Below are 26,080 nucleotides of genomic sequence, written 5' to 3'. Positions count from 1 at the left end.
CAACTTCTGACCGTCACTGTTTAAATCGTCGCGACGACCCGGAACGTGTCGCTCCGTCTTTGCGGTTCCAATTCTATCGTTTTGCGGGCATGGTCTCGCGCGATGAGCACAGATTCGTCCGATCTCTTTGGCGCGCTTTTCGAGGCACCGCCCGCGAACCGAACGGTTCCCGTGCTGGTGCCGATGCCGGCGCCGAAACCCTATTCCTATTCGGTGCCGGATGGCATGGCGGTCGAGCCCGGCTCGGTCGTGCAGGTGCCGCTCGGTCCGCGGCAGGTGATCGGCGTCGTCTGGGACGGCGGCGAGGACGGCGTCGATCCGAAGAAGCTTCGGCCGATCAGCCATGTCTTCGACTGCCCGCCGCTTGCCAGGGAGATGCGGGATTTCATCGATTGGGTGGCGACCTATACGCTCTCGCCGCCCGGCCTCGTCGCGCGCATGGCGCTACGGGCGCCGAACGCCTTCGAACCGGAACCGATGGTGGAAGGATTGAAGCTCGTCGGCGGCGAACCGGAGCGGATGACGCCGGCGCGCGCCCGGGTGCTCGATACGGCCTCCGACGGCTTTTCCTGGACACGCAGCGGCCTTGCGCATGCGGCGGGTGTCTCGACGAGTGTCGTCGACGGGCTGATCACGCTCGGCATTTTTGAGGCGATATTCCTGCCGCCGCCGCCGGTGGTTGCGATGCCGGATCCGGATTTTGCGGCAGCACGTCTCGAAGGGCCGCAGAAGCAGGCGGCCGAAGAGATCGTTTCCGATGTCCGCAAGGGCGAATTTTCGGTGTCGCTGATCGACGGGGTAACCGGCTCCGGCAAGACCGAGGTCTATTTCGAGGCGATTGCCGAGACGCTGAAACGCGGCAAGCAGGTGCTGATCTTGCTGCCGGAGATCGCGCTGACGGCCAGTTTCATGGAGCGCTTCCAGGACCGCTTCGGGGCAAAGCCGGCCGAATGGCATTCCGATCTTGCGCCGCGCATGCGCGAAAAGGTCTGGCGCCAGGCGGTGACCGGCGAAGTGCGCGTCGTGGCAGGCGCGCGCTCTGCGCTCTTCCTGCCCTTCGAGGATCTCGGCCTGATCATCGTCGACGAGGAACACGATCCCGCCTACAAGCAAGAGGATCGCGTCTTCTACAATGCTCGCGATATGGCTGTCGTGCGCGGCCGTATCGGCGATTTTCCCGTTATCCTGGTGTCGGCGACGCCGTCGGTTGAAAGCCAGGTCAACGGCCAGAGCGGGCGCTACAGCACCGTCCACCTGCCGACGCGTTTCGGCGATGCGGCGATGCCGGACCTGCATCTGGTCGATATGCGCAGGCACGCGCCGGAGCGGGGCGGCTTCCTGTCGCCGGTGCTGATCCGGGCGATCGGTAAAACCGTGGAAAAGCGTGAACAGGCGCTGCTCTTTCTCAATCGGCGCGGTTATGCGCCGCTGACGCTCTGCCGGGTCTGCGGCCATCGGTTTCAATGCCCGCAATGTTCGAGCTGGTTGGTGGAGCATCGCTTCCGCAAGCAGCTGCAATGCCATCAATGCGGCCATGCCGAGCGCACGCCGGAGGCCTGCCCGGAATGCGGCACGCTCGACCATCTCGTCGCCTGCGGACCAGGCGTCGAGCGCATCGCCGAGGAGGTGGAACGGCATTTTCCGGAGGCGCGGACGATCGTTCTCTCCTCGGATATCATGGGCGGGGTGAAGCGGCTGCGGCTGGAGCTGGAAGCGATCGCCAAGGGCGAAGCCGATATCGTCATCGGCACCCAGCTTGTGGCCAAGGGCCACAATTTTCCGCTGATGACGCTGGTCGGCATCGTCGATGCCGATCTCGGCCTCGCCAATGGCGATCCGCGCGCGGCCGAGCGCACCTTCCAGCTTTTGTCGCAGGTCACGGGCCGGGCCGGGCGCACCGGCCTCAAGAGCCATGGGTTGCTGCAGACCTATCAGCCGCAGCATCCTGTCATGCAGGCAATTGTTTCCGGCGATTCCGACGCTTTCTACGAGCGCGAGATCACCGAACGCGAACGCGCCCTATTACCGCCCTTTGGCAGGCTCGCCTCGATCATCGTTTCGGCAGAAACCCGCCACGACGCCGAAAACCATGCGCGCGGCATACGCAGTGCCGCACCGCAGGTGTCGGGAATCTCGGTGCTCGGTCCGGCCGAAGCGCCGCTTGCGCTGGTGCGCGGCCGCCACCGCTTCCGCCTTCTGGTGCACGGCCGGCGGAACTCTGACATGCAGGGGTTCCTGCGGGCGATGCTGTCGCAATCGCCCAAAGAGCGCGGATCGGTGCAGGTGCAGCTGGATATCGATCCGCAGAGTTTTCTCTAAATCAAATAAGGCCGCCATTCCCTCCTTTTTCGGCGCATGCCATAAAACACTGATTCATCCGGGTGATTTGGGGCTGACGCATGGAGTTTTACTTTCCGACCGAGTTTGGCGAGCAGCTTGCCTTTTGCTCCGCTGCTTTCACGGCGCTCGCCGGCTTCATCATGATGTTCGCGCCGGGCCATACTTTCCGTCTTCTCGGTCTGCAGGCGCAGGAGGGGCGGCCGGAAGGCTTCGGCGAGGGACGCTCGATGGGCGGTTTCTATCTCGGTTTCGGGCTGTCGGCGATCATGCTCGCCCAGGATTGGATCTACATGGCGCTCGGCGCCTCCTTCGCGATGGCTGCCTTTGCCCGCGTCATCTCGATCCTGTCCGATAAGGGGAGTAATCTCGTCAACTATTTACTCCTGGTTGTGCAGATCGCTTTGGCCGCGCTACCGCTGCTCTACGTTTTCGGCTTCACCCAGACGTGACTCTCGCTGCCGGCAGACGGCTTCTTCGGCCTGCTTTCAGGCCATTGCGCGATTTTGCAGACAGAAATTCATGTGAAAGGCGTATTCGGGCATTACGCGTGTTGCGAGTCCGAACATCCTATGTTAGACGGACCCCGAATTTCGGAAGAAGCAAGAGGCTTCTCTTGTGATTTCTGGGGGAAATCAAAACGAATTCAAGATCATAGGTTCGGCGCCCGCCGAGAGCCGGATTTTGGGTTGAAATCAGGGAAATTTGTGCCAGTGGCAGACACGTCCCAGCTTACTTCTGGTGTTGCAGAACGCTATGCCTCGTCGCTTTTCGAACTGGCGCTCGAGCAGGGCGTCGTCGACAGCGTCACCGCCGATCTTGACCATTTCCAGGCGATGCTGGATGAGAGCGCCGATCTGAAGCGTTTCGTCGCAAGCCCGGTTTTTTCCGCTGAAGACCAGCTGAAGGCGATCGTCGCCATCAGCGAGAAGGCCGGCATCAGCGGTTTCTTCGCCAATTTCCTGAAGGTCGTGGCGCGCAACCGCCGCCTGTTCGCCCTGCCGGGCATGATCAAGGCCTTCCGCATCATCGCCGCGAACCATCGCGGTGAAATCTCCGCCGAGGTCACCTCGGCACATGCGCTTTCGCAAGCGCAGGAAACCGAATTGAAGGTGGCACTCAAGGGCGTTACCGGCAAAGACGTGACGATATCAGTCACGGTTGATCCGTCAATTCTTGGTGGTCTAATCGTGAAGGTCGGGTCCCGTCAGATTGATACGTCTCTTCGTACCAAACTCTCTACCCTTAAGCTCGCATTGAAAGAGGTTGGCTGATGGATATCCGCGCCGCGGAAATTTCCGCAATTCTCAAAGACCAGATTAAAAATTTCGGCAAAGAGGCAGAAGTCTCGGAAGTCGGCCAGGTTCTCTCCGTCGGTGACGGTATCGCTCGTGTCTATGGTCTGGACAATGTCCAGGCCGGTGAGATGGTCGAGTTCCCGGGCGGCATCCGCGGTATGGCGCTGAACCTCGAATCCGACAATGTCGGCGTCGTCATCTTCGGCTCCGACCGCGACATCAAGGAAGGCGACATCGTCAAGCGGACCGGCGCCATCGTTGACGTTCCGGTCGGTCCGGAACTGCTCGGCCGCGTCGTCGACGCGCTCGGCAATCCGATCGACGGCAAGGGCCCGATCAACGCGACGCGCCGTTCGCGCGTCGACGTCAAGGCTCCTGGCATCATTCCGCGCAAGTCGGTTCATGAGCCGATGTCGACCGGCCTCAAGGCCATCGACGCGCTGATCCCGGTCGGCCGCGGCCAGCGCGAGCTGGTTATCGGTGACCGCCAGACCGGCAAGACCGCGATCCTTCTCGACGCCTTCCTCAACCAGAAGGCCATTCACGACAACGGTCCGGAAGGCGAAAAGCTTTACTGCGTCTACGTCGCCATCGGCCAGAAGCGTTCGACCGTCGCCCAGTTCGTCAAGGTGCTCGAAGAGCGCGGCGCGCTGAAATATTCGATCATCGTTGCCGCCACCGCTTCCGATCCGGCGCCGATGCAGTACCTGGCACCGTTTGCCGGCTGCGCCATGGGCGAATATTTCCGTGACAATGGCATGCATGCGCTGATCGGTTACGACGACCTGTCCAAGCAGGCCGTGTCCTACCGCCAGATGTCGCTGCTGCTGCGCCGCCCGCCGGGCCGCGAAGCCTATCCGGGCGACGTTTTCTACCTCCACTCGCGCCTGCTCGAGCGCGCTGCGAAGATGAACGACGACATGGGCGCCGGTTCGCTGACCGCTCTGCCGGTCATCGAAACGCAGGGCAACGACGTGTCGGCCTTCATTCCGACCAACGTCATCTCGATCACCGACGGCCAGATCTTCCTTGAAACCGACCTGTTCTATCAGGGTATCCGCCCGGCCGTGAACGTCGGTCTGTCGGTTTCCCGCGTCGGTTCGTCGGCGCAGATCAAGGCGATGAAGCAGGTTGCCGGCTCGATCAAGGGCGAACTCGCGCAGTATCGCGAAATGGCCGCCTTCGCCCAGTTCGGTTCGGACCTCGACGCTGCGACGCAGCGCTTGCTGAACCGTGGTGCACGCCTGACTGAACTCCTGAAGCAGCCGCAGTTCTCGCCGCTGAAGACGGAAGAGCAGGTCGCCGTGATCTTTGCTGGCGTCAACGGCTATCTCGACAAGCTGCCGGTCGCTTCGGTCGGCAAGTTCGAGCAGGGCTTCCTCTCATATCTGCGTTCGGAAGGCTCCGCCATCCTCGACGCGATCCGCACGGAAAAGGCAATCAGCGACGATACCAGGGGCAAGCTCACCGCTGCTCTCGATAGCTTCGCAAAGTCTTTCTCGTAATCAGGCCCTAAGTTAGGACGGATCACGGATGCCTTCACTTAAGGATCTGAAAAACCGGATCGCCTCCGTCAAGGCGACGCAGAAGATCACCAAGGCGATGAAAATGGTCGCCGCGGCGAAGCTTCGGCGTGCGCAGGAGGCGGCCGAGGCCGCCCGGCCTTATTCGGAGCGCATGGGTGCGGTTCTGGCGAACATCGCCAAGGCCGTCACCGATGCCGACGGCGCGCCGACGCTGATGAGCGGCACCGGCCAGGACAAGGTCCATCTGCTGGTGGTCTGCTCGGCCGAACGTGGTCTTTGCGGCGGTTTCAATTCGCAGATCGCACGCTTTGCACGCGAACATGTCCGCAAGCTGCTTGCCGAAGGCAAGACGGTGAAGATCTTCACCGTCGGCAAGAAGGGTCACGACATCCTTCGCCGCGAATTCGCCTCGCTCATCATCGAGCGTAAGGAATTGCGCGACGTCAAGCGCGTCGGCTTCGAGAATGCGGATCAGATCGGCAAGCGCATCATCGAGATGTATGCTGCCGGCGAGTTCGACGTCTGCACGCTGTTCTATTCCGAGTTCAAGTCGGTGATCAGCCAGATCCCGACGGCGCAGCAGCTCATCCCGGCTTCGACGGGAGCTGTGCAGACCGAAGATACCGCACATGCAGGCGCCGTCTACGAATACGAGCCGGATCCGGCATCGATCCTCGAAGATCTGATTCCGCGCAACATCTCCGTCCAGATCTTCCGCGCGCTCCTTGAGAACGTCGCAGGCGAGATGGGCGCCAAGATGAGCGCTATGGACAATGCGACGCGTAATGCCGGTGAGATGATCAACAAGCTGACGCTGAGCTACAACCGCCAGCGTCAGGCGCAGATCACCAAGGAACTCATTGAAATCATTTCGGGCGCGGAAGCGCTCTGAGGCTAGGAAAAGAGGGTCAGAAAATGGCTGAGGCAGCTACCCCCAAGATCGGCTCTGTCGGCAGAGTCACCCAGGTTATCGGCGCCGTCGTCGACGTTGCGTTCGAAGGCGAACTGCCGAAGATCCTGAACGCGCTGGAAACCACCAACCACGGCAACCGCCTGGTTCTCGAAGTTGCGCAGCACCTTGGCGAAAACGTCGTCCGTACCATCGCGATGGACTCGAGCGAAGGTCTCGTGCGCGGCCAGGAAGTCGCCGATACCGGCGCTCCGATCATGGTTCCGGTCGGCAACGAAACGCTCGGCCGTATCATGAACGTCATCGGCGAGCCGGTCGACGAAGCCGGTCCGCTGGTCACCGCTCACAAGCGCGCCATCCACCAGGATGCGCCGTCCTATGTCGAGCAGTCGACGGAATCGCAGATCCTCGTCACCGGCATCAAGGTCGTCGATCTTCTGGCTCCCTATGCACGCGGCGGCAAGATCGGCCTCTTCGGCGGCGCCGGCGTCGGCAAGACCGTTCTGATCATGGAACTGATCAACAACGTCGCCAAGGCGCACGGTGGTTACTCGGTTTTCGCAGGCGTCGGTGAACGCACCCGCGAAGGCAACGACCTCTACCACGAAATGATCGAATCGAACGTCAACAAGCATGGCGGCGGCGAAGGCTCGAAGGCGGCACTTGTTTACGGTCAGATGAACGAACCGCCGGGCGCCCGCGCCCGCGTCGCCCTGACCGGCCTGACGGTTGCCGAACACTTCCGCGACCAGGGTCAGGACGTTCTGTTCTTCGTCGACAACATCTTCCGCTTCACGCAGGCAGGTTCCGAAGTGTCGGCTCTGCTCGGCCGCATCCCGTCGGCCGTTGGTTATCAGCCGACGCTCGCAACCGACATGGGCCAGATGCAGGAGCGCATCACCACGACGACAACAGGCTCGATCACCTCGGTTCAGGCCATTTACGTTCCGGCCGACGACTTGACCGACCCGGCACCGGCAACCTCGTTTGCTCACCTTGATGCAACGACGGTTCTGTCGCGCTCGATCGCCGAAAAGGGCATCTACCCGGCGGTTGATCCGCTCGACTCGACGTCGCGCATGCTCGACCCGATGGTCGTCGGCGAAGAGCATTACGACGTCGCCCGTAAGGTCCAGTCGACTCTGCAGCGCTACAAGGCCCTGCAGGACATCATCGCGATCCTTGGCATGGACGAATTGTCCGAAGAGGACAAGATTGCCGTCGCCCGCGCCCGCAAGATCGAGCGTTTCCTGTCGCAGCCGTTCTTCGTCGCCGAAGTCTTCACCGGCTCGCCCGGCAAGCTGGTTGCTCTCGAAGACACGATCAAGGGCTTCAAGGGCCTCGTCAACGGCGAATACGATCATCTGCCGGAAGCTGCCTTCTACATGGTCGGCTCGATGGAAGAAGCGGTCGAAAAGGCCAAGAAGCTCGCAGCTGCTTAATGAGCGATGCGCTAGACGAGATATTCTGCTGCGACTCCTTGAAAGGGGTCGTGGCGGATCTTCCGGAACCAGCAGCGCCGACCGTCTACCGCGCCGATAATGGCGTGCTGATGATGGTGGTGGGTCTGGTCCAGAGCGAGGAAGGCCTCGGTTATCTCGACCAAGCGATAATGCACTGCCCGTTCTGCGGGACTAAATTGCAAGATGCGAAAGCCATAGCCGAGAAGGTAAGTCACTGATGGCTGACAATTTCAACTTTGAGCTCGTTTCGCCGGAGCGTCTGCTGCTGTCGGAGATGGTGACCGAGGTCGTCATCCCCGCGACTGAAGGCGAGATGACGGTCATGGCAAACCATGCGCCGACGATGACGACGATCAAGCCGGGTGTCGTGAGCGTGCGTTCGGCTTCCGGCAAGAAGCAGGACTACGTGGTGTTCGGCGGTTTTGCCGATATCCTGCCGACCGGCTGCACATTGCTTGCCGAATCCGCGGTTCCGGTCGAGGAACTCCATAAGGACGAACTGACGCGCCGCATCGAGGCCGCCCGAAAGGAACTCGAACATGCCGAACTGCACGAGCACAAGTCGAAGCTCGAGCACTTCATCATGGAACTGACGCATCTGCGCGGCGTCGTTCAACAGGATTGATCGCAACCGACTGCGACGGATGAAAGGCGGCTGCGACAGCCGCCTTTTTTGTGTCTGTTCTATCTGTCGGGCGCTAGCGTATCGACCCGAAATCGGAAACGCTTCTCCGAAAGCGCGTCGCGATCTTTTCAGATTCGCGCCTCGCGCTTATGTATTGGTTTTACGCATATCGTTATAGCAAAGCCGCTGCACAGTTTTGCGCCATGCTCTAAAGACAGCGCCACTGGTGGCTTGAAATGAAGAAGCGGCCGATAGGCCGCTTTTGCCGACGTGCCGGATCGTCTCAGAAGCCGGTGCCGCCGCGCAACTCGATGACGACCGTCTTGAACAGGATCTTCAAGTCGAGCAGCAGGCTGAAATTCCTGACATAATAAATATCGCAGGCAATGCGAGCGCGGGCTTCCAGCGGCCGTGCCGTTGGGCCGCGCCAGCCGCGTGTCTGTGCAAGACCGGTGATGCCGGGGCGCATGATGTGGCGGTGGTGGTAGTCCGGCACCAGTTCCTCGTAGAGCCGGCCGGCCGCCCGCATATTGATGGCGTGGCAGCGCGGGCCGACCAACGACATCTCACCCCTGAGGACGTTGAAAAGCTGCGGCAGCTCGTCGATATTGGTCTTGCGGAGCAGCGCGCCGATGCCGGTCACCCGGCTGTCGCCCTTGACGGTCTGTTGAATGCCGCTGGGATCGCAAGCTTCCGCGCGCATCGACCGGAACTTGAAGACTGTGATCTTCCGGCCGTTCAGCCCCCAGCGGATCTGGCGGAAAAACACCGGACCACCATCGTCGAGTTTGATGAAAAGAGCGATTGCCAGAAAAAGCGGCGCCAGCACGATGAGAGCGCTGACTGAGGCGACGATGTCGATCAACCGCTTCACGCCGAGCCGCACAGCCATCTTTCTTTCGATAATGGAAAAGCTATCCGGCTGGCGAATGTTGGAGTTCGCTATAACCAGGGTCTTGATTTTGTCCTGACGCTGAGACGGATCGAAGCGTGGATTCGTCTTCGAAGTAAAAGCATTCATTACGCAAGGTCCACAAGCTTAGATGCGATACTGAACAACAAGGAGACAAATACATGGTCACGTATCGTTTGTCATCGGTATAAATAAGAATTTGATAACCCTAAAGACGCCAAAAATGGGAGTATTCGGCGTTAACCTTAATGCGTGTAGTTGCGCTTATGCGAAACTTATACTTTGAAAGGAGTAGCCCGATTGGATTGACGCGATGTCAGCCGGTTTCCGAAATGGATCGCTGGTCTTTCCAACAGGTAGTAGCTGAGGCTTGCGATGAGAAGGATGAGCGCTGCCGCCAGTCCGCAAGATTGCAGCCAGCCGGTGACGACATTTTCAGAGGAAAAGCCGAACGAGCCTCGATCGAGCCTCTGGATCAATAACAAGATGACCTCCTGCCAGATATAGATGCCAAAGGAGATCTTCGCGATATACCGGACCGGAGCATTGTCGAGCAGCCTGCCCAGGTGTTGCGAATGACTGAGCGAAACGAGCGCCGTTGCGACCGCCAGCGGAAAGACCGGAAAACCGTAGGGGATTTCGAGCCAGCCGTAAGCTTCGGCCGAGCCGCCGGGTGATATGACGAGGCGGTAGGCGGCAATGGCGAGGCCGAGGAGCGCTGCGGCATCGAACCAGGAGGAACGCCTTCTTGGCAGCATGACCTCGACGCCAGCGGCAAGCGCGCCGAGCGCGAAGACGGCGAAGAAGCCGATCGGATTATATCTCGGCATCCACTCCTTCGCCCCGCCCTGCAGACCGTACTGCCAGCCGCGTTCGATGTCGTTGAGCGGAAAGAGGGTCAGGATGAGCACATGGGCGAGGAGTACGCCCGTGATGACGCAAAGCCAGGCGAAGCGGGCAAGCAACGGGCGCTGCCTCAGGAATGGCAAACGAAACAGCAGGAGAAAGCAGACCGGCAGGAGCACATAACTGGTGACCTCGAAGGGAATGGACCAGAGCGGCCCGTCGGCTTCGACAGGAAAAAAGGTGCGCCAATGCCACTGGCTCATGAACAGCAGCCCGGAGACGCAGCGGAGCACAAGCTCAGGCGTCAGCGGCAAGGCAAGCAGCGTCAGGCTGAGCGCGAAGCCGACGGTGGCGGCGAACCAGAAGCCCGGAGCGATGCGCGCCGCCCTGCGGATCGTGTAATGCCGCAGGTTGGGCATGTCGCTGCCCGCGTCGAGCGCGCGCCAGAAGGGATGGGCGAGCAGAAAGCCGCTGAGCACGAAGAAGACGGCGACGCCGAAATTGCCGAAGCGGAGGATGTTTGCGGTCGGTCCGAGTTCGTCGGGGATTCTGCGCATATCCAGCCGCAGCGCGAAGTGGTGGGCGAGCACCAGCAGACAGGCCGTCGCGCGCAGAAAGTCCGCTCCGGCCAGTCTCTCCTGTTGTCGCATCTTGTCCCCCGCCCTACCCAGAGCATGGTGCCGAAAAGTGTGAGCGGTTTTCGGACGACATCATGCTTCGGGTCTGGGACTTTGCAGCGGAAAGCCGCGACGGGCAAGGCAGGCGTTGGGCTCAGTCGAGAAGTTCGTTGGTATAATAGGTGGAAAAGTCCGGCTTCTCCTTGAGTGCAGCGCCATTCGCATCGACCAGAATGCCATTCTCCATCAGGAAGCTGCCGAGGGCCTCGGCCTTTGCCGGGTCGAGCTTACCGATCAGACCGGCCTCGGATTTCAGGAAGTGCCCCTCGATCAATGCCTTCTGAGAAGCCTTTACCAGTTCCGTATTCATCAGTGCGCCGTTGCTTCCAGAGATCAGCAGGTCGCAGGCTTCGTCGGGATGGTCGACGGAGTAGGCATAACCCTTTCGTGTCGCCTGGATGAAGGCGCGGGCGTGTTCTCGACTTGCGGAGAGATAGGCGTCGCTGGAGACGATGACCGTCGTCTGCTCGTCGGGGATGCCATAATCGGAATAGTGGAAGCGGCCGATCTTCCGGTTTTCCAGTTCGGCGGCGATGCCTTCCCAGGTGTAGATCTCCAGCGTGAAATCGATCGAGCCATTGTCCAGCGCCTCGTAAGCGGAGGTGCCAAGGGTGACGGTCTTGACGTCGCCTTTGCCGCCATCATTGCGGATCATCGCGGAGATCAGCGCGCTCTCCCAGGTGCCGCCAAAGCCGCCATAGGTCTTGCCGTCGAGGTCTTTGGGGCTCTTGATGTCGTCGCGTCCGCCCTTGAAGATCAGGCGTGCGGTTTCCGTCTGGACGACGCCGTAGACCATCTTCACGTCACCGCCGCCAGCGCGTTGCGTGAGGGTCTCGATCTCGCTGCTGATGCCGAAATCGGCAACGCCGTTGGACACCAGCGTTCCGGCGCTGGTGTCGGCAAAGGGAAGAATCTCGACATCGAGCCCGGCATCGGCATAGAAGCCCTTCGCCTTGGCGACATAGATGCCGATATGGTTGGTGTTGGGCGTCCAGTCGAGCGCGATGCGAACCTTTGCGGGCGCCGATTGGGCGAAGGCGGGGCGGCCGGCGAGGCTTGCGGCGATGGCGGCGAAGATCGTCTGGCGACGGGTGAGAAGCAGCATGGTTACCTCCTCAGGTCTCTAGAGCATGATGCCGAAAAGTGTGAGCGTTTTCGGACGACATCATGCTCTAACTCTTTAAATTAGAACAGGATTCAGATTTTAGGCCGACCGGCCTAAAATCATCCTGTTCTAGCGGATGAAGCAGGGTTTGCAGGATTTCGGTTTCGATCGCCTGGGCCGCCGGCGAGCCGAGATCGGCAATGCTTCTCGGACGGGGCAGGGGAACGCGGAATTCGCGGATGATACGCGCCGGACGAGCCGAGAGCACGTAGATCCGGTCGGAGAGGAACACGGCCTCGCGAACATCATGGGTGATCAACAGCGCCGTCCAACGGTGTTCGGTCCACATGCCCTGCAGCCATTCCTGGATCTGCGTGCGCGTCAGCGCGTCCAGCGCGCCGAAAGGCTCGTCGAGCAGCAGCATGTCCTGGGTCTGGACGACGGTGCGCAGCAGCGCGGCGCGCTGGCGCATGCCGCCTGACAGTTCGGAGGGATAGTGGTGCTCGAAGCCTGCAAGGCCGAAGCGCTCGAACAGAGGCGCTACGGCGGCACGGGCCGCGCGGCGACTCATACCGCGCACCTCCAGGCCGAGTGCGGCATTGTCGATGATCCGGCGCCAGGGCATCAGTGCATCGCGTTGCGGCATGAAGGCGAAGGAATGCGGCGCCTGTTCCAGCGGCGCGCCCTTGAAAAGCATGGTGCCGGAATCGGGCCGAAGCGCCTGGGTCAGCAACCTCAGCACCGTCGATTTTCCGGAGCCGGATGGGCCGACGATCGAAACGAACTCGCCGCTTGCGACAGCGAGTGAAATATCGTCCAGCACCTTCATGCCGTCGAAGGACTTCGAGATGTTGCGCAGTTCAACCATTGCATCGCTCATCGGCGCTGCTCCCCGGATGGCTGCCAGGGCATGACGAGGCGCTGGATCATCAGCGTCGCTCCGAAGAGGCAGAGTGTCAGCACGGCGCTGACGACGACGGCGGCGAGCACGAGATCGGGACGGAAATTGTTCTTGGCGTTGAGAATATAGATGCCGAGGCCGCGGGCGGCACCGGCATATTCGGCAAAGATCGCGCCGACGACGGCATAGGTGATCGAGATCCGCAGGCCCGCGAAGAAATAAGGCAGCGAGGAGGGAAGCCGTGCCAGACAAAAAATGCGCCAACGGCTCGCCTTCATCGAATTCAGCAATTCGGCGATGTCGCGGTCGGTCGATTCATAGCCCTGCAGCAAGGCGACGAGCAGCGGGAAGAAGGTGACGAGCGCCACCAGCAGGATCTTCGGCAACAGGCCGAAGCCGAACCAAAGGACGACGAGGGGCGCGATCGCCACCAGCGGCAGGGTCTGGCTGGCGATGAAGATCGGCAGCAATGCCCGGCGCATGAAGGGCACGAAATCCATGAGGATCGAGGCGGCAAAGGCGAAGGCCAGCGACAGGGCGAAACCTCCGAGTGTCGCGCCGAGCGTGGGCCAGGTATTGGCAATCAGTCCCTCGCGGTTCAGCCAGCCCTGCATGACGATGCGCGAAGGCGCCGGCAGGATGGATGGTTTGATGCCGGAGAGATCGACATAGAGTTCCCATGCCGCCAAAAAGGCGCAGCCGGCAAGCAAGGCGGGTATGCCCCGGTAGAGAGCGGCGCGGAGCGCGGCAAGGCGCGATTCCGATGGTTTTGACGGTATCATCAGCGTTCGATTTCAAGCTTTCGTCGGGCTGTTGGCCGACACCGTGATGTCGAGGGTCACATGCCCTTCGGGTTCGCCGAAGCGAAAGAAGGCCTCACGAATGGTGGCGAACACCGCGCCGGCATCGCCAGAGAGCCTGGTGCAGAAATTTTTGGCGCGGTCGAAGGTGCCGGAGCGCTTCAGGAAGTCGATGCAGCCGTAGATCTCGTCCATATGGGTGCCGGCTCCCATGACGTAGAGCGAGAATTGCGCGGCGGTCGGTTGTCTGGTCTCGGCGGTGGTTTCAACGGCGGCAAGTGCGGCTGTTATACGCTCGGCAAGCGGCTCCGCCTGGCCGAGGGAGGGGCTGACGCCGCAGATGGCGTCGTCGGGCTCGCCGGGGCAGCCGCGTGAAATGGCAGCGGACAGCACGCAATGCTCGCCGGTCTTCGCGGCAGCGACGAAAAGGTCGTGCATGGCGGCGAAGAGAATGTCAGGCGGGCCGACCAGCAGTGTGGAGATGTCATCGGTCTCGATGCGCAGCCGGTTGCGATAGGGATCGAGCGCCGTGACGGCATCGAGAATGATGCCGACGAAATTGTCGGACATCGGATAGAGTGACACTTGTGCGCCTGAGAACATCTGAACCTCGCTCCGCTGGCATTACCCAGATCAGCTTTGAAGGGTCCAGAGGCTTGCGCCTCACATCTCAGCCCCGGCAATACGGAGCTCCCCTGTTATTTGCGCGGAAACTATCACCGGGGTTTTCTCCCCGCAACAGCAAAATTGCGAACCCGTCCGTGCGGTCGGAATGAACCGGATGTGACGGAAAACACCCGGGCGGAGGATCTGCCCGGGTGTTCCCAATGGTTCCGTACCTGCCGGGAACGGAACCGGAGCTTCCTCCCTCAGGCGGCTAGTGCATAACCCCGAAAATCGGAATCGATTTTCGGAAAAGGATATGCGCAGATTCAAAGTGATAGAGCATCCTTAGCGGACTTTACGATTGCAGGAGCAAGGGTTATAAAACCTCAACTAATCTTGAGGTCAAGAGGCATGGATACAATTCCGGCAGCGCCGCTCGGCAAGCTCCTGACGGTCGGCGAAGTGGCGGAGCGCAGCGGCCTGGCCGTCTCGGCGCTGCATTTTTACGAAACCAAGGGGCTGATCTCGAGCATCCGCTCTCGAGGCAATCAGCGGCGCTATGGGCGCGATGTGCTTCGCCGGCTCGGCATCATCAAGGTGGCGCAGCGTGTCGGCATTCCACTTTCGGAAATCCAGGCGGCGTTCGAGTCCCTGCCGCAGGGACGCACGCCGACCGTGGCCGACTGGCAGACGCTGTCGGCGCTGTGGAAGGATGATCTCGACGCGCGAATCAGGCGGCTTAGCCTGCTGCGCGACCGTCTGACCGGCTGCATCGGCTGCGGCTGCCTGTCGATCGAAAGCTGTCCGCTGCGCAATCCCTGCGACCGGCTCGGCAAGGAAGGGCCGGGCGCGCGGCTTCTGGAGACCGAAAACTAAAGGCTGAAACTTCTCGGGAAGGCTAGTGTCTCCCGGAAAGATCGATGCGCGCCTTTCTTTCGGTCGGCGCGCTCATATGTTAAGGGCGATTGACGCAACCGGCGGCACTGTCCGCAAGGAGGACGGCTTCGTGTTCCATCCCAGACTGTTCGAAAATCGCAATGTCGTGGTGACCGGTGCCGGCCGCGGCATCGGCCTCGAAGTCGCCCGGCAGTTCCTGGATTGCGGCGCGAAGGCGATCGTCCATACCGGGCGCAAGCCGGGACGAGACCTGCCGGATTTCCTGCTGACGGCTGAATCCGAAAGACGGGCGCTGCTGCTTAATGCCGATTTCTCCGCAGTCGGTGGCGCCGCGCAATTTGCCGAGGATGTTCTCGCCTTCTTCGATAAGGTCGATGTGCTCGTCAACAATGCCGGCACCATGCTTGGTCGTTTTCCCGCTGCCACGCTCACCGATGTAGAATATGAGGCGGTCGTGCGGCTCAACCAGACATCGGTGGTGGCGCTGACGCGGGCGCTGCTGCCGGCATTGAAGGCGGCTGGTGGTGCTGCCATCGTCAACACCGTTTCGATTTCGGCGCTGACCGGCGGCAGCCCCGGTTCCTCTATCTATTCGGCTTCGAAAGCCTTCGTTGCGACCTATTCCAAGGCGCTTGCCCGTGAGCTTGCACCGGACGGAATCCGCGTCAACTGCGTATCGCCGGGAACGATCGAGACGGATTTCCATGAGCGCTATTCCTCCCGCGAAAAGCTGGAGCAGACGAGAAAATCCATCCCCCTGCAGCGGCTCGGCACGGCGGAGGATTGTGCTCCGGCCTACCTATTCCTGGCGGCTCCCTCGCTCTCGGGCTACATCACCGGACAGGTGATTGAGATCAATGGAGGTCAGCTTATCTGCTGATTTGTTTGGACCTTTTTTGACATTTCATCACTTTTGACCAATTCGCTTGTGCGAATATGCTATTGTGCTGATCTACCCCATTGCCTCCCTTCCGAGATACCGAATGCCGTTGCCCAAACCCGAGCCGGGGATGTCCGGCCAGGAATTGCACAAACTCGCTGGAAAAGCCCATGAAGCGAGCGATCTGCTGAAAGCGTTAGCGCACCAGACCCGACTTCTGATCCTCTGCATATTGGCGAACGAGGAGCGGACGGTGGGTGAGATCGAAAATATCCTCGGCATCCAGCAGGCAATGGTCTCGCAGCAGCTGGCGCGGTTAAGGCTAGAAGGGCTGGTCCATACGCGCCGCCAGGGCAGGCTGGTCTATTACAGCATCGGCAATGTCAGCGTGCTTGCCTTCCTCGAATCGCTGTTCGATCTTTTCCCGGCTGCAGAAAACAGTTAGAGCATGATGCCGAAAAGTGTGCGCGGTTTTCGGACGACATCATGCTCTATTTCTTTGATTTAGATCAGGATTCAGATTTTAGGCCGATCGGGCCTAAAATCATCCTGATCTAGAGATCGCCCTTGCGGCGCACGGCTGCTGCGTCAAAGATGAACTGACCCGGATGATATCATGCCGGATCGGGAGACCGGATGATCGACAAGCTGGAATTCTTCATCGCCCTTGCCAACGAAAAACATTTTGGCCGCGCCGCGGAGGAGTGCGGGATCTCGCAGCCGACGCTTTCGGCGGCCATCCGGCAGCTCGAGGATCAGCTCGGCGTCATGCTGGTGCAGCGCGGTTCGCGGTTCCAGGGACTGACGCCGGAGGGGCAGCGGGTGCTCGAATGGGCCCGGCGCATCGTCGGCGATGCCCGCACCATGCGCGAGGAGATGCGCGCTGCGCGCCGCGGCCTTTCCGGCCACATCCGCCTCGCCGCCATTCCGACCGCGCTTGCCATGCTGTCGCGCATCACCACGCCCTTTCAGGAGCGGCATCCCGGCGTGACTTTCTCGATCGTCTCGCGAAATTCGTTGCAGGTGCTGAGCATGCTCGAAAACCTCGAAATCGATGCCGGCATCACCTATCTCGAAAACGAGCCGCTCGGCCGCGTCACGACCGTTCCCCTCTATGCCGAGCGCTATAATCTGATCACGGCTGCCGGCAGCCCGCTATCCGATCGCGACAACGTGACCTGGCGGGAGATCGGTGACCTTCGGCTTTGTCTATTGACTTCCGACATGCAGAACCGCCGGATCATCAATCGCCACTTGACGGAAGCAGGCGCCACAGCGCATCCGACGCTCGAATCCAACTCGATGATCGTGCTGTTCTCGCATGTCAGGACTGGACGCTGGGCGAGCATCATGCCGCGCAACGTCGCCAAATCCTTCGGATTTCCAGTGGAAATCCGCATGATCCCGATCGTTGAGCCGGAGGCGCATCATCTGGTCGGCCTTGTTGCGCCTTATCGCGAGCCCTTCACGCCGCTTGTCTCGGCTTTGCTGCATGAAGCAAGAGTGCTCGTGCAAGATGAAGAACTTTGATAGAAAAAACCTATCAAGCAACGAGATAGCTTTATTGATCGCCGGCTGCTTCCCTGAGATGGTGGTTACGGAATAGCACTCGGCTGGGGAGGCCCGCTATTTCGCAACGAGCAAGCGGCTGGGAGGGCTGCCTTATGACCATTCATATCGCCGAAGGCGATATTGCAGCACGCACCCGAGCCATCGTCGCCGATCTTCGCTTTCTCGAAGGGCCGCTGCTTCCCATTCTGCACGAGGTTCAGCAAGAATTCGGCTATGTGCCGCAGGAAGCGATGCCTGTTATCGCGGAGGAATTGAACCTCTCCCGCGCCGAGGTGCATGGCGTGGTGACCTTCTATCACGATTATCGCGACCATCCCGCCGGCCGGCATGTGCTGAAGCTCTGTCGCGCCGAGGCCTGTCAGTCGATGGGCGGCGATGCGCTGGCCGAACGTGTCAAGGCGCTGCTCGGCATCGATTTTCATCAGACGACGCTCGATGGCGGCGTGACGCTGGAGCCGGTCTATTGTCTCGGGCTCTGCGCCTGTGCGCCGGCGGCGATGCTCGACCGCGAGGTTTATGGCCGGGTCGACGATCAGACGGTGGTGGAACTCGTCGCGGAGGCACGCCGATGACGGTCAGGATATATGTTCCGCGCGATGCCGCAGCGCTGGCGCTCGGGGCCGAAAAGGTGGCAAAGGCGATTGCCCAGGAGATCGCCGCCCGCGGCTTCGATGCCGAGATCGTGCGCAACGGCTCGCGCGGAATGTTCTGGCTGGAGCCGCTGGTCGAGGTCGAGGTCCACGGCAAGCGCATCGGCTATGGACCGGTGAAGGCGACAGATGTGCCTGATCTGTTCGACGCCGGGATGATTGATGGAGGCGAGCATCGGCTCTGTCTCGGGGAGGTTGAAGACCTCCCGTTCCTCAAGGAACAGACCCGCCTGACCTTCGCCCGCTGCGGCGTCACCGATCCGCTTTCGCTTGGCGATTACGAGGCGCATGGCGGTCTTGCCGGCCTTCGTCGCGCCATTTCGATGACACCAGTCGATATCGTCAAGGAAATCACCGATTCCGGCCTGCGCGGACGCGGCGGCGCCGGCTTTCCAACAGGCATCAAGTGGAAGACCGTTCTCGATGCCGTCGGCGAACGCAAATATATCGTCTGCAATGCCGATGAGGGCGACAGCGGCACCTTTGCCGACCGGATGATCATGGAAGGCGATCCCTTCGTGCTGATCGAGGGCATGGCGATATCAGGGCTCGCGACCGGGGCGACCAAGGGCTTCGTCTATACGCGTTCGGAATATCCGCATGCGATCGCTGTCATGACCGAGGCCGTCGGCATCGCGCGCCAGGCCGGCATTCTCGGACCATCGGTGCTCGGCTCTGGCCGCGCCTTCGATATCGAAGTGCGCACCGGCGCCGGCGCCTATGTCTGCGGCGAGGAGACGGCGCTGCTCAACAGTCTCGAGGGCAAGCGCGGCATCGTGCGTGCCAAGCCGCCGCTGCCGGCGCATAAGGGGCTGTTTAACTGTCCGACCGTCATCAACAACGTGATCTCGCTGGCTTCGGTGCCGGTCATCATGGAAAAGGGTGCGGCCTTCTACCGCGATTTCGGCATGGGCCGCTCACGCGGCACCATCCCGCTGCAGATTGCCGGCAATGTCAGATATGGCGGCCTCTTTGAGACGGCCTTCGGTCTTTCGCTCGGAGATATCGTCGACAGGATCGGTGGCGGTACAGTGACGGGACGGCCGGTCAAGGCCGTGCAGGTCGGCGGACCGCTCGGCGCCTATTTCCCGCGGGCGCTGTTCGACACGCCATTCGATTACGAATCCTTCGCCGCCAAAGACGGACTGATCGGCCATGCCGGCATCGTCGTCTTCGACGACACGGCCGATATGCTGAAGCAGGCGCGTTTCGCCATGGAATTCTGCGCCGTCGAAAGCTGCGGCAAGTGCACGCCCTGCCGCATCGGCTCGACGCGCGGCGTGGAGACGGCCGACAAGATCGCTCACGGTATCGAGCCGGAGAAGAACCGGGCCCTGCTTGCCGATCTCTGCAACACGATGAAGTTCGGCTCGCTCTGTGCGCTGGGTGGGTTCACGCCCTATCCTGTGATGAGCGCCATGACGCATTTCCCGGAGGATTTTTCGCCGGCACCTCTGGTGGAGGCGGCGGAATGACGCGTTTTTCATGGAACGCCTGCGCTGATCTCACCATCTCAAGCAAGGAGACCCATCATGTCTCTCATCCATGAAATCGACTACGGCACCCCCGCTTCGAAATCCGAGGCCATAGTGACGCTCACCATCGACGGACAGCAGATCAGCGTGCCGGAGGGCACCTCGATCATGCGCGCCTCGATGGAGGCCGGTATCAAGGTGCCGAAGCTCTGCGCCACAGATATGGTCGATGCTTTCGGCTCCTGCCGGCTCTGCCTCGTCGAGATCGAGGGCCGCAACGGCACGCCGTCCTCCTGCACGACACCGGTGGCGGCAAACATGGTGGTGCACACGCAGACGGGGCGATTGAAGGATATCCGCCGCGGCGTGATGGAACTCTATATTTCCGACCATCCGCTCGACTGTCTCACCTGCGCAGCCAACGGCGATTGCGAATTGCAGGACATGGCGGGCGCCGTCGGCCTGCGCGATGTGCGCTACGGCTATGAGGGCGACAATCACGTCAAGGCGCGCAGTAATGGCGACATCAATCTGAAATGGATGCCGAAGGACGAGTCCAATCCCTATTTCACCTATGATCCCTCCAAGTGCATCGTCTGTTCGCGTTGCGTGCGCGCCTGCGAGGAAGTGCAGGGAACCTTCGCGCTTACGATCGAGGGCCGTGGTTTCGGCTCGCGCGTTTCGCCCGGCATGCACGAGCATTTCATCGATTCCGAATGCGTCTCCTGCGGCGCCTGCGTCCAGGCCTGCCCGACGGCGACACTGACGGAGAAGTCGGTGATCCAGATCGGCCAGCCCGAGCATTCGGCTGTCACCACCTGCGCCTATTGCGGCGTCGGCTGTTCTTTCAAGGCGGAGATGCGCGGCGAGGAACTGGTGCGCATGGTGCCCTGGAAGGACGGCCAGGCCAATCGCGGCCATTCCTGCGTCAAGGGCCGCTTCGCGTATGGCTACTCCACCCACAAGGACCGCATCCTCAATCCGATGATCCGGGAAAAGGTCAGCGATCCCTGGCGGGAAGTGAGCTGGGACGAAGCCTTCACGCATGTGGCGCTGGAGTTCCGCCGCATCCAGTATCAATACGGTCGCGAGGCGATTGGCGGCATCACCTCGTCGCGCTGCACCAATGAGGAAACCTATCTGGTGCAGAAGCTGATCCGCGCCGGCTTCGGCAACAACAATGTCGATACCTGCGCCCGCGTCTGCCATTCGCCGACCGGCTACGGCCTCGGCCAGACCTTCGGCACGTCGGCGGGCACGCAGGATTTCGACAGCGTCGAGCATTCCGACGTCGTCATCGTCATCGGCGCCAATCCGACCGACGGGCATCCGGTGTTCGGCTCGCGGCTGAAGAAGCGGCTGCGCCAGGGCGCCAAGCTCATCGTCATCGATCCGCGCCGCACCGATATCGTCCGCTCGCCGCATATCGAGGCTTCCTATCACCTGCCGCTGAAGCCCGGCACCAATGTCGCGGTCATGACGGCGCTGGCGCATGTGATCGTCACCGAAGGCCTCTTTGACGAGGCGTTCATCCGCGAGCGCTGCGACTGGTCAGAGTTCGAGGACTGGGCCGCCTTCGTCGCCGAACCGCAGCACAGTCCCGAAGAGACCGAGATCTTCACCGGCGTGCCGGCGGCGGATCTGCGCGGCGCGGCACGGCTCTATGCCAAGGGCGGCAACGGCGCGATCTATTATGGCCTCGGCGTCACCGAACATAGCCAGGGCTCGACCACGGTGATCGCCATCGCCAACCTGGCGATGGCGACCGGCAATATCGGCCGCCCCGGCGTCGGCGTGAATCCGCTGCGCGGCCAGAACAATGTGCAGGGCTCCTGCGACATGGGTTCCTTCCCGCACGAACTGCCGGGCTACCGGCACATTTCCGACGATGCGACGCGCGATATCTTCGAAAAGCTCTGGGGCGTGAAGCTCAACAACGAGCCGGGCTTGCGTATTCCGAACATGCTGGATGCAGCAGTCGACGGCTCCTTCAAAGGCATCTACATCCAGGGTGAAGACATCCTCCAGTCCGATCCCGATACCAAACATGTCGCGGCCGGGCTTGCGGCGATGGAATGCGTCGTCGTGCAGGATCTGTTCCTCAACGAGACCGCCAATTACGCCCATGTCTTCCTGCCGGGCTCGACCTTCCTCGAGAAGGACGGCACCTTCACCAATGCCGAACGACGCATCAATCGCGTGCGCAAGGTGATGTCGCCGCGCAACGGCTATGGCGACTGGGAAGTGACGCAGAAGCTTGCCCAGGCGATGGCGCTCGACTGGAATTACAGCCATCCGTCGGAAATCATGGACGAGATCGCCGCGACGACGCCGAGTTTCGCGATGGTCTCCTACGACTATCTCGATAAAATGGGCTCGGTGCAGTGGCCCTGCAACGAGAAGAACCCGCTCGGCTCGCCGATCATGCATGTCAACGGCTTCGTGCGCGGCAAGGGCAAGTTCATCCGCACCGAATATGTGGCGACTGACGAGCGCACCGGTCCGCGCTTCCCGCTGCTGCTGACAACCGGCCGCATCCTCAGTCAGTACAATGTCGGGGCGCAGACGCGGCGGACCGAGAATGTCGTCTGGCATGCGGAGGACCGGCTGGAAATCCATCCGCACGATGCCGAGCAGCGCGGCGTTCGCGACGGCGACTGGGTGAAGCTCGGCAGCCGCTCCGGCGACACCACGCTCAGGGCGCTGATCACCGATCGCGTCGCGCCGGGTGTCGTCTATACGACCTTCCATCATCCCACGACGCAGGCGAATGTCATCACCACCGATTTCTCCGACTGGGCGACGAACTGCCCGGAATACAAGGTGACGGCGGTGCAGGTCTCGCCCTCCAACGGGCCGAGCGAATGGCAACTCGAGTATGACGAGCAGGCGCGGCAATCGCGCCGCATCGCCGGCAAGCTCGAGGCAGCGGAGTGACGATGCGGGGGCGGCTCTGTAAGCAGGAACGCGCATGATGACCTTCACCGTCACCGCCCATGTCCCCGAAACCGCCCGCCGCAACGGCATCCTGCAGGCCGGTTCGCGCATCGTGCCGGAAGAGGTGCCAATCGCCTTTTCCTATGGTGGCAGTTCTCATGCGGTGATGATGGCAACGCCTGATGATTTCGAAGATTTTGCTGTCGGATTCAGCCTGACCGAAGGGATCATCACCGGGCCGGCGGAGATATCGGACATCGAGGTCATCGAGGGTGAGCAGGGGATCGATGTGCAGGTGAGCCTGGTCGACGACGTCGCCGATCGGCTGCGGGCACGACGCCGCAGCATGGCGGGACCGGTCGGCTGCGGGCTCTGCGGCATCGAATCGATCGAACAGGCGGTACGGCCGGTGCCTGACGTTTCGACATCGCCGTTGGCGCTGTCGCATGCGGATATCGTCCGCGCCGTTTCGCTTCTGAACGAGGCACAGCCGCTGCATCGTGAGACGCGGGCGGTGCATGGCGCCGGGTTCTATCTTCCCGGCAGGGGGCTGATTGCCGTGCGCGAAGATGTCGGCCGGCACAATGCGCTGGACAAGCTCTGCGGCGCCGTCATCGGCGCCAGTGAAAGAGGCGGGGACGGCGCCGTCGTCGTCACCAGTAGGCTTTCCGTCGAGATGGTGCAGAAGGCGGCGATCCTCGGCAGCCCGGTGCTCATCGCCATATCGGCGCCGACGGCTCTCGCCATCCGCACGGCCGAAGAAGCCGGCATGACGCTCGTCGCGCTGGTGCGCGGCGAGGATTTCGAGATCTTCACCCACCCGCACCGCATCTCGCCCGGAAGCATTGCCGATGTCGCATGATACCAAGACCAAGCTCGTCTATATGGCAAACCAGATCGCCACCTTCTTCAAGAGCCAGCCGCAAAGCGAGGCCGCGCAGGGGGTCGCCACCCATATCAATAAATTCTGGGACCCGCGCATGCGGCGGCAATTGTTCGAAATTCTGGAGAATGAGGAGAATGGCCTGGATGCACTCGTGCTTCAGGCCGTTCCTCTGATCAGAAAACCGGAGCCGGTGACACACCAGGTCCCATAGCCAGCATTGGGCCCATGCGGGAGGGGAGGCAGGAGCAAGCTGCCTGCGTATGCCGGTCACAATAAGTCTGAATCAAGCCAGGTCTGAATCAAGGAGGAGTTGTTCATGACAGCAGCGGGAACACGTACAGACGGGGCGTTGGCGGGGGGCGGCCTGCTCGATCGTGAAAGGATCGTCGCAAGGCCGGGGTTCAATCGGTGGCTGGTGCCGCCGGCAGCGCTCGCCATTCATCTCTGCATCGGCATGGCCTATGGTTTCAGCGTCTTCTGGCTACCGCTTTCCAAGTCGCTCGGGATCACGGCCTCGACGGCTTGCCCCGACCTGACACTCGCCTCGGCGCTGTTCACCACGACTTGCGACTGGCGCGTTGCCGACCTCGGCTGGATCTATACGCTGTTCTTCGTTTTGCTTGGCTCGTCGGCTGCCATCTGGGGCGGCTGGCTCGAGCGGGCCGGTCCGCGCAAGGCGGGCGTCGTTTCCGCCTGCTGCTGGTGCGGCGGCATCATTCTTGCTGCGATCGGCGTCATCACGCATCAGCTCTGGATGATGTGGCTTGGCGCCGGCGTCATCGGCGGCATCGGTCTCGGCCTCGGTTACATCTCGCCGGTCTCGACGCTGATCAAATGGTTTCCCGACCGGCGCGGAATGGCGACCGGCATGGCGATCATGGGCTTCGGCGGCGGTGCGATGATCGGCGCCCCATTGGCCAACCTGTTGATGAATACCTTCAAGACCGACAGTTCAGTCGGCGTCTGGCAGACCTTCATCGTCATGGCGGTGATCTATTTCGTCTTCATGATGGGCGGCGCCTTCGGCTATCGCATTCCGCCGGGCGGCTGGCGTCCCGAGGGTTGGACGCCGCCTGCAGCCAAGAGCACGATGATCACCACCAAACATGTGCACCTGCGCAATGCCCACAGGACAAAACAGTTCTGGCTGATCTGGGCGGTGCTTTGCCTCAATGTTTCGGCCGGTATCGGCGTTCTCGGCATGGCCTCGCCGATGCTGCAGGAGATCTTCGCCGGCTCGCTGATCGGCCTGCCGGATGTCGGCTTCGCCCAGCTCGACGCCGGGCAGAAGGCATCGATCGCCACGATCGCCGCCGGTTTCGCCGGTTTGCTGTCGCTCTTCAATATCGGCGGGCGGTTCTTCTGGGCGTCGCTCTCCGACAAGATCGGCCGTAAGAATACCTATTATTGCTTCTTCGTCCTTGGCATCGTGCTCTATGCGCTGGCGCCCACTTTCGCAGGCATGGGCAACAAGGCGCTGTTCGTTCTCTCCTTCGGCATCATCCTGTCGATGTACGGCGGCGGCTTTGCGACGATCCCGGCCTATCTTGCCGATATTTTCGGTACGCAGTTCGTCGGCGCCATCCACGGCCGGCTGCTGACGGCCTGGGCAACGGCCGGCATCGTCGGCCCCGTCGTCGTCAACTATATCCGCGAAGCGCAGATCGCCGCCGGCGTTGCGCCCGGGCCAACCCTCTATACCGGCACCATGTATATCCTCGCCGGCATGCTGGCGCTCGGGCTCGTCGCCAATGCGCTGATCAAGCCGCTTTCGGACAAATGGTTCATGTCGGATGACGAGGTCGCTGCGCTGCAGGCGAAGTCGGCAGCTGTCAATGCCGGGCCGACCGGTTCCTTCGGCATCGGCACAGGCGGGCTGGACGCCAAGGCGATGCTTGCCTGGGCCGTCGTCGGCATTCCGTTGCTGTGGGGTGTCTGGGTGACGCTGAGGGCGACTTTCGCGCTGTTCGGATAAGCAAAAGTGCCGCCTCGCGGCGGCACAACCAATCCAGTGAGGCTGCCGTTTTCCTGCAGCCTGCTGCTTGTTCCGCAATAAAAAGCCGCCCGTTACCGGGCGGTTTTCGAATATCCGAATTGTGCAAATGTCCAGATTATATTGGCCGGATCAGGCGGCCAGTTCGTCCGTTTCGTTTTCCTTGAACATCTTGGCAAGGTTCAGGAAGCAGATCATGCCGTTTTCCGAAGCAATGATGCCTTCGCAATAGGCGCGGTCGAAGGAGGCGGTCACCTCGGGCACCGGCTGGACCTGGCTGGAGGAGATGGTGAGAATATCCGAGACGCGGTCGACGAGCATGCCGATGACCATGCTGTGGACTTCGGCAACGACGATGGCGCTGCGCTCGTTGGCGACCGTGCTCTTCATGCCGAGCTTGAAAGCAAGATCGATGATCGGGATCACCGAGCCGCGCAGGTTCATGACACCGATGACATCGGCCGGCGCATGCGGGATCGGCGTCGATGGTGCCCAGCCGCGGATTTCGCGGATGGTCGTGGTCTTGACGCAGAATTCCTGATCATGCAGGCGGAAGGCAATAATTTCGAGCGTATCGCCGCTGAAGTTAGTCGAATTGATCGTCGCCATTAGAATTCTTCCCAACTATCGTAAGCCAGGGCAGAAGCGGATGCGCCACCATTGGCGCGGACAAGCTTTGCCTTTATCCCACGCGATGGCTTTGCGCTCGGCGAAGCATCGTTACGGTTATCGATGACTTTAGCGAAAGAGTGTTGCCCAAATCTAAATTGGGCGACGGGATTG

General features: G+C 61.3%; 25 protein-coding genes and 1 riboswitch. Of the genes, 18 read left to right on the top strand and 7 right to left on the bottom strand.

Annotated features, from left to right (window positions below):
- Positions 1-102 precede the first annotated feature (102 nt).
- The 8 genes from RlegSU303_RS21165 (at position 103) to RlegSU303_RS21130 (ending at position 8,159) form a co-directional block, all read left to right on the top strand.
- Positions 103-2,319 carry a primosomal protein N' gene (locus RlegSU303_RS21165; RefSeq protein WP_131719996.1) on the top strand — a complete coding sequence of 739 codons (2,217 nt, stop codon included), beginning with the start codon at positions 103-105 and terminating at the stop codon, positions 2,317-2,319.
- 80 nt (positions 2,320-2,399) lie between these two features.
- Positions 2,400-2,789, top strand: coding sequence for an AGROH133_08824 family phage infection protein (locus RlegSU303_RS21160; protein ID WP_094087239.1), 390 nt, complete (start codon positions 2,400-2,402; stop codon positions 2,787-2,789).
- A 255-nt stretch (positions 2,790-3,044) separates the two neighbouring features.
- A complete protein-coding gene (locus tag RlegSU303_RS21155; protein ID WP_179039208.1) occupies positions 3,045-3,611 on the top strand; it encodes a F0F1 ATP synthase subunit delta in 567 nt (188 codons plus the stop codon).
- Positions 3,611-5,140 carry a F0F1 ATP synthase subunit alpha gene (atpA, locus tag RlegSU303_RS21150; RefSeq protein ID WP_131619955.1) on the top strand — a complete coding sequence of 510 codons (1,530 nt, stop codon included), beginning with the start codon at positions 3,611-3,613 and terminating at the stop codon, positions 5,138-5,140. Before RlegSU303_RS21155 ends, atpA begins: the two co-directional genes overlap by 1 nt.
- Before the next feature lie 28 nt (positions 5,141-5,168).
- A complete protein-coding gene (locus RlegSU303_RS21145) occupies positions 5,169-6,053 on the top strand; it encodes a F0F1 ATP synthase subunit gamma (protein ID WP_131644488.1) in 885 nt (294 codons plus the stop codon).
- A 23-nt stretch (positions 6,054-6,076) separates the two neighbouring features.
- Positions 6,077-7,513, top strand: coding sequence for a F0F1 ATP synthase subunit beta (atpD, locus tag RlegSU303_RS21140; protein WP_017962360.1), 1,437 nt, complete (start codon positions 6,077-6,079; stop codon positions 7,511-7,513).
- On the top strand, positions 7,513-7,752 hold the full coding sequence (locus RlegSU303_RS21135; protein WP_003543462.1) for a hypothetical protein: 240 nt from the start codon (positions 7,513-7,515) through the stop codon (positions 7,750-7,752). The genes atpD and RlegSU303_RS21135 overlap by 1 nt, the downstream gene beginning before the upstream one ends.
- Positions 7,752-8,159: a F0F1 ATP synthase subunit epsilon gene (locus RlegSU303_RS21130; RefSeq protein ID WP_012759246.1), complete on the top strand. Its 408-nt coding sequence runs from the start codon at positions 7,752-7,754 to the stop codon at positions 8,157-8,159. The genes RlegSU303_RS21135 and RlegSU303_RS21130 overlap by 1 nt, the downstream gene beginning before the upstream one ends.
- A gap of 283 nt (positions 8,160-8,442) precedes the next feature.
- Here the strand turns inward: RlegSU303_RS21130 and RlegSU303_RS21125 are convergent, their stop codons facing one another.
- From RlegSU303_RS21125 to RlegSU303_RS21100, 6 genes are all read right to left on the bottom strand, one after another.
- The gene (locus tag RlegSU303_RS21125) at positions 8,443-9,180 is read right to left on the bottom strand and encodes a sugar transferase (RefSeq protein WP_131719997.1); all 738 of its coding nucleotides are present in this window, start codon (positions 9,178-9,180) and stop codon (positions 8,443-8,445) included.
- A gap of 167 nt (positions 9,181-9,347) precedes the next feature.
- Entirely contained in the window at positions 9,348-10,568 is a 1,221-nt protein-coding gene (locus tag RlegSU303_RS21120; RefSeq protein WP_131719998.1) for an acyltransferase family protein, read from the bottom strand.
- A gap of 121 nt (positions 10,569-10,689) precedes the next feature.
- A complete protein-coding gene (locus tag RlegSU303_RS21115) occupies positions 10,690-11,700 on the bottom strand; it encodes an ABC transporter substrate-binding protein (protein WP_131719999.1) in 1,011 nt (336 codons plus the stop codon).
- Between the two features lie 67 nt (positions 11,701-11,767).
- On the bottom strand, positions 11,768-12,580 hold the full coding sequence (locus RlegSU303_RS21110; protein ID WP_131720000.1) for an ABC transporter ATP-binding protein: 813 nt from the start codon (positions 12,578-12,580) through the stop codon (positions 11,768-11,770).
- The gene (locus RlegSU303_RS21105; protein WP_131720001.1) at positions 12,577-13,383 is read right to left on the bottom strand and encodes an ABC transporter permease; all 807 of its coding nucleotides are present in this window, start codon (positions 13,381-13,383) and stop codon (positions 12,577-12,579) included. Before RlegSU303_RS21105 ends, RlegSU303_RS21110 begins: the two co-directional genes overlap by 4 nt.
- Positions 13,384-13,395: 12 nt before the next feature.
- Positions 13,396-14,004: a YkoF family thiamine/hydroxymethylpyrimidine-binding protein gene (locus RlegSU303_RS21100; protein ID WP_131720002.1), complete on the bottom strand. Its 609-nt coding sequence runs from the start codon at positions 14,002-14,004 to the stop codon at positions 13,396-13,398.
- Positions 13,995-14,108: riboswitch (TPP riboswitch) on the bottom strand. (Overlaps the previous gene by 10 nt.)
- A gap of 310 nt (positions 14,109-14,418) precedes the next feature.
- Between RlegSU303_RS21100 and soxR the strand changes: the two genes are divergently transcribed.
- The 10 genes from soxR to RlegSU303_RS21050 all read left to right on the top strand — a co-directional run bounded on the left by soxR (position 14,419) and on the right by RlegSU303_RS21050 (position 25,279).
- On the top strand, positions 14,419-14,883 hold the full coding sequence (gene soxR, locus RlegSU303_RS21095; protein WP_017962353.1) for a redox-sensitive transcriptional activator SoxR: 465 nt from the start codon (positions 14,419-14,421) through the stop codon (positions 14,881-14,883).
- Between the two features lie 130 nt (positions 14,884-15,013).
- A complete protein-coding gene (locus tag RlegSU303_RS21090) occupies positions 15,014-15,784 on the top strand; it encodes an SDR family NAD(P)-dependent oxidoreductase (RefSeq protein ID WP_131644572.1) in 771 nt (256 codons plus the stop codon).
- A 103-nt stretch (positions 15,785-15,887) separates the two neighbouring features.
- Positions 15,888-16,229 carry an ArsR/SmtB family transcription factor gene (locus RlegSU303_RS21085; RefSeq protein WP_017962351.1) on the top strand — a complete coding sequence of 114 codons (342 nt, stop codon included), beginning with the start codon at positions 15,888-15,890 and terminating at the stop codon, positions 16,227-16,229.
- A gap of 191 nt (positions 16,230-16,420) precedes the next feature.
- Positions 16,421-17,314, top strand: a complete 894-nt coding sequence (locus tag RlegSU303_RS21080; protein ID WP_131720003.1) for a LysR family transcriptional regulator — start codon at positions 16,421-16,423, stop codon at positions 17,312-17,314.
- Positions 17,315-17,448: 134 nt separating this feature from the next.
- Entirely contained in the window at positions 17,449-17,928 is a 480-nt protein-coding gene (locus RlegSU303_RS21075; RefSeq protein WP_017962350.1) for a formate dehydrogenase subunit gamma, read from the top strand.
- Positions 17,925-19,481, top strand: coding sequence for a formate dehydrogenase beta subunit (locus RlegSU303_RS21070; RefSeq protein WP_131720004.1), 1,557 nt, complete (start codon positions 17,925-17,927; stop codon positions 19,479-19,481). Before RlegSU303_RS21075 ends, RlegSU303_RS21070 begins: the two co-directional genes overlap by 4 nt.
- 57 nt (positions 19,482-19,538) lie before the next feature.
- Positions 19,539-22,418: a formate dehydrogenase subunit alpha gene (fdhF, locus tag RlegSU303_RS21065; RefSeq protein ID WP_017962348.1), complete on the top strand. Its 2,880-nt coding sequence runs from the start codon at positions 19,539-19,541 to the stop codon at positions 22,416-22,418.
- 37 nt (positions 22,419-22,455) lie between these two features.
- Positions 22,456-23,280, top strand: coding sequence for a formate dehydrogenase accessory sulfurtransferase FdhD (fdhD, locus tag RlegSU303_RS21060; RefSeq protein ID WP_131720033.1), 825 nt, complete (start codon positions 22,456-22,458; stop codon positions 23,278-23,280).
- Positions 23,270-23,515 carry a formate dehydrogenase subunit delta gene (locus RlegSU303_RS21055; protein ID WP_012759231.1) on the top strand — a complete coding sequence of 82 codons (246 nt, stop codon included), beginning with the start codon at positions 23,270-23,272 and terminating at the stop codon, positions 23,513-23,515. Before fdhD ends, RlegSU303_RS21055 begins: the two co-directional genes overlap by 11 nt.
- A gap of 105 nt (positions 23,516-23,620) precedes the next feature.
- Positions 23,621-25,279, top strand: coding sequence for an OFA family MFS transporter (locus tag RlegSU303_RS21050; protein WP_131720005.1), 1,659 nt, complete (start codon positions 23,621-23,623; stop codon positions 25,277-25,279).
- A gap of 150 nt (positions 25,280-25,429) precedes the next feature.
- Here RlegSU303_RS21050 and RlegSU303_RS21045 read toward each other — a convergent pair whose 3' ends face one another.
- On the bottom strand, positions 25,430-25,906 hold the full coding sequence (locus RlegSU303_RS21045; protein WP_003543427.1) for a chemotaxis protein CheW: 477 nt from the start codon (positions 25,904-25,906) through the stop codon (positions 25,430-25,432).
- Positions 25,907-26,080: the final 174 nt, after the last annotated feature.

The organism is Rhizobium sp. SU303 (assembly GCF_021052345.1).
Classification (GTDB): domain Bacteria; phylum Pseudomonadota; class Alphaproteobacteria; order Rhizobiales; family Rhizobiaceae; genus Rhizobium; species Rhizobium laguerreae.
Note: the sequence above shows the minus strand (reverse complement) of the source record. Positions and strands in the feature narration are given on the sequence as shown.

Excerpts from the sequence above, each read along its gene's own strand:
- RlegSU303_RS21085 (WP_017962351.1), top strand. The coding sequence starts at position 15,888 with ATGCCGTTGCCCAAACCCGAGCCGGGGATGTCCGGCCAGGAATTGCAC.
- fdhD (WP_131720033.1), top strand. The coding sequence starts at position 22,456 with ATGACCTTCACCGTCACCGCCCATGTCCCCGAAACCGCCCGCCGCAAC.
- RlegSU303_RS21160 (WP_094087239.1), top strand. The coding sequence starts at position 2,400 with ATGGAGTTTTACTTTCCGACCGAGTTTGGCGAGCAGCTTGCCTTTTGC.
- RlegSU303_RS21100 (WP_131720002.1), bottom strand. The coding sequence starts at position 14,004 with ATGTTCTCAGGCGCACAAGTGTCACTCTATCCGATGTCCGACAATTTC.
- RlegSU303_RS21120 (WP_131719998.1), bottom strand. The coding sequence starts at position 10,568 with ATGCGACAACAGGAGAGACTGGCCGGAGCGGACTTTCTGCGCGCGACG.
- RlegSU303_RS21055 (WP_012759231.1), top strand. The coding sequence starts at position 23,270 with ATGTCGCATGATACCAAGACCAAGCTCGTCTATATGGCAAACCAGATC.
- RlegSU303_RS21125 (WP_131719997.1), bottom strand. The coding sequence starts at position 9,180 with ATGAATGCTTTTACTTCGAAGACGAATCCACGCTTCGATCCGTCTCAG.
- RlegSU303_RS21165 (WP_131719996.1), top strand. The coding sequence starts at position 103 with ATGAGCACAGATTCGTCCGATCTCTTTGGCGCGCTTTTCGAGGCACCG.
- RlegSU303_RS21080 (WP_131720003.1), top strand. The coding sequence starts at position 16,421 with ATGATCGACAAGCTGGAATTCTTCATCGCCCTTGCCAACGAAAAACAT.
- soxR (WP_017962353.1), top strand. The coding sequence starts at position 14,419 with ATGGATACAATTCCGGCAGCGCCGCTCGGCAAGCTCCTGACGGTCGGC.
- RlegSU303_RS21045 (WP_003543427.1), bottom strand. The coding sequence starts at position 25,906 with ATGGCGACGATCAATTCGACTAACTTCAGCGGCGATACGCTCGAAATT.
- RlegSU303_RS21105 (WP_131720001.1), bottom strand. The coding sequence starts at position 13,383 with ATGATACCGTCAAAACCATCGGAATCGCGCCTTGCCGCGCTCCGCGCC.
- RlegSU303_RS21110 (WP_131720000.1), bottom strand. The coding sequence starts at position 12,580 with ATGAGCGATGCAATGGTTGAACTGCGCAACATCTCGAAGTCCTTCGAC.
- RlegSU303_RS21050 (WP_131720005.1), top strand. The coding sequence starts at position 23,621 with ATGACAGCAGCGGGAACACGTACAGACGGGGCGTTGGCGGGGGGCGGC.
- RlegSU303_RS21130 (WP_012759246.1), top strand. The coding sequence starts at position 7,752 with ATGGCTGACAATTTCAACTTTGAGCTCGTTTCGCCGGAGCGTCTGCTG.
- RlegSU303_RS21070 (WP_131720004.1), top strand. The coding sequence starts at position 17,925 with ATGACGGTCAGGATATATGTTCCGCGCGATGCCGCAGCGCTGGCGCTC.
- RlegSU303_RS21115 (WP_131719999.1), bottom strand. The coding sequence starts at position 11,700 with ATGCTGCTTCTCACCCGTCGCCAGACGATCTTCGCCGCCATCGCCGCA.
- RlegSU303_RS21075 (WP_017962350.1), top strand. The coding sequence starts at position 17,449 with ATGACCATTCATATCGCCGAAGGCGATATTGCAGCACGCACCCGAGCC.
- fdhF (WP_017962348.1), top strand. The coding sequence starts at position 19,539 with ATGTCTCTCATCCATGAAATCGACTACGGCACCCCCGCTTCGAAATCC.
- RlegSU303_RS21135 (WP_003543462.1), top strand. The coding sequence starts at position 7,513 with ATGAGCGATGCGCTAGACGAGATATTCTGCTGCGACTCCTTGAAAGGG.
- atpA (WP_131619955.1), top strand. The coding sequence starts at position 3,611 with ATGGATATCCGCGCCGCGGAAATTTCCGCAATTCTCAAAGACCAGATT.
- RlegSU303_RS21145 (WP_131644488.1), top strand. The coding sequence starts at position 5,169 with ATGCCTTCACTTAAGGATCTGAAAAACCGGATCGCCTCCGTCAAGGCG.
- atpD (WP_017962360.1), top strand. The coding sequence starts at position 6,077 with ATGGCTGAGGCAGCTACCCCCAAGATCGGCTCTGTCGGCAGAGTCACC.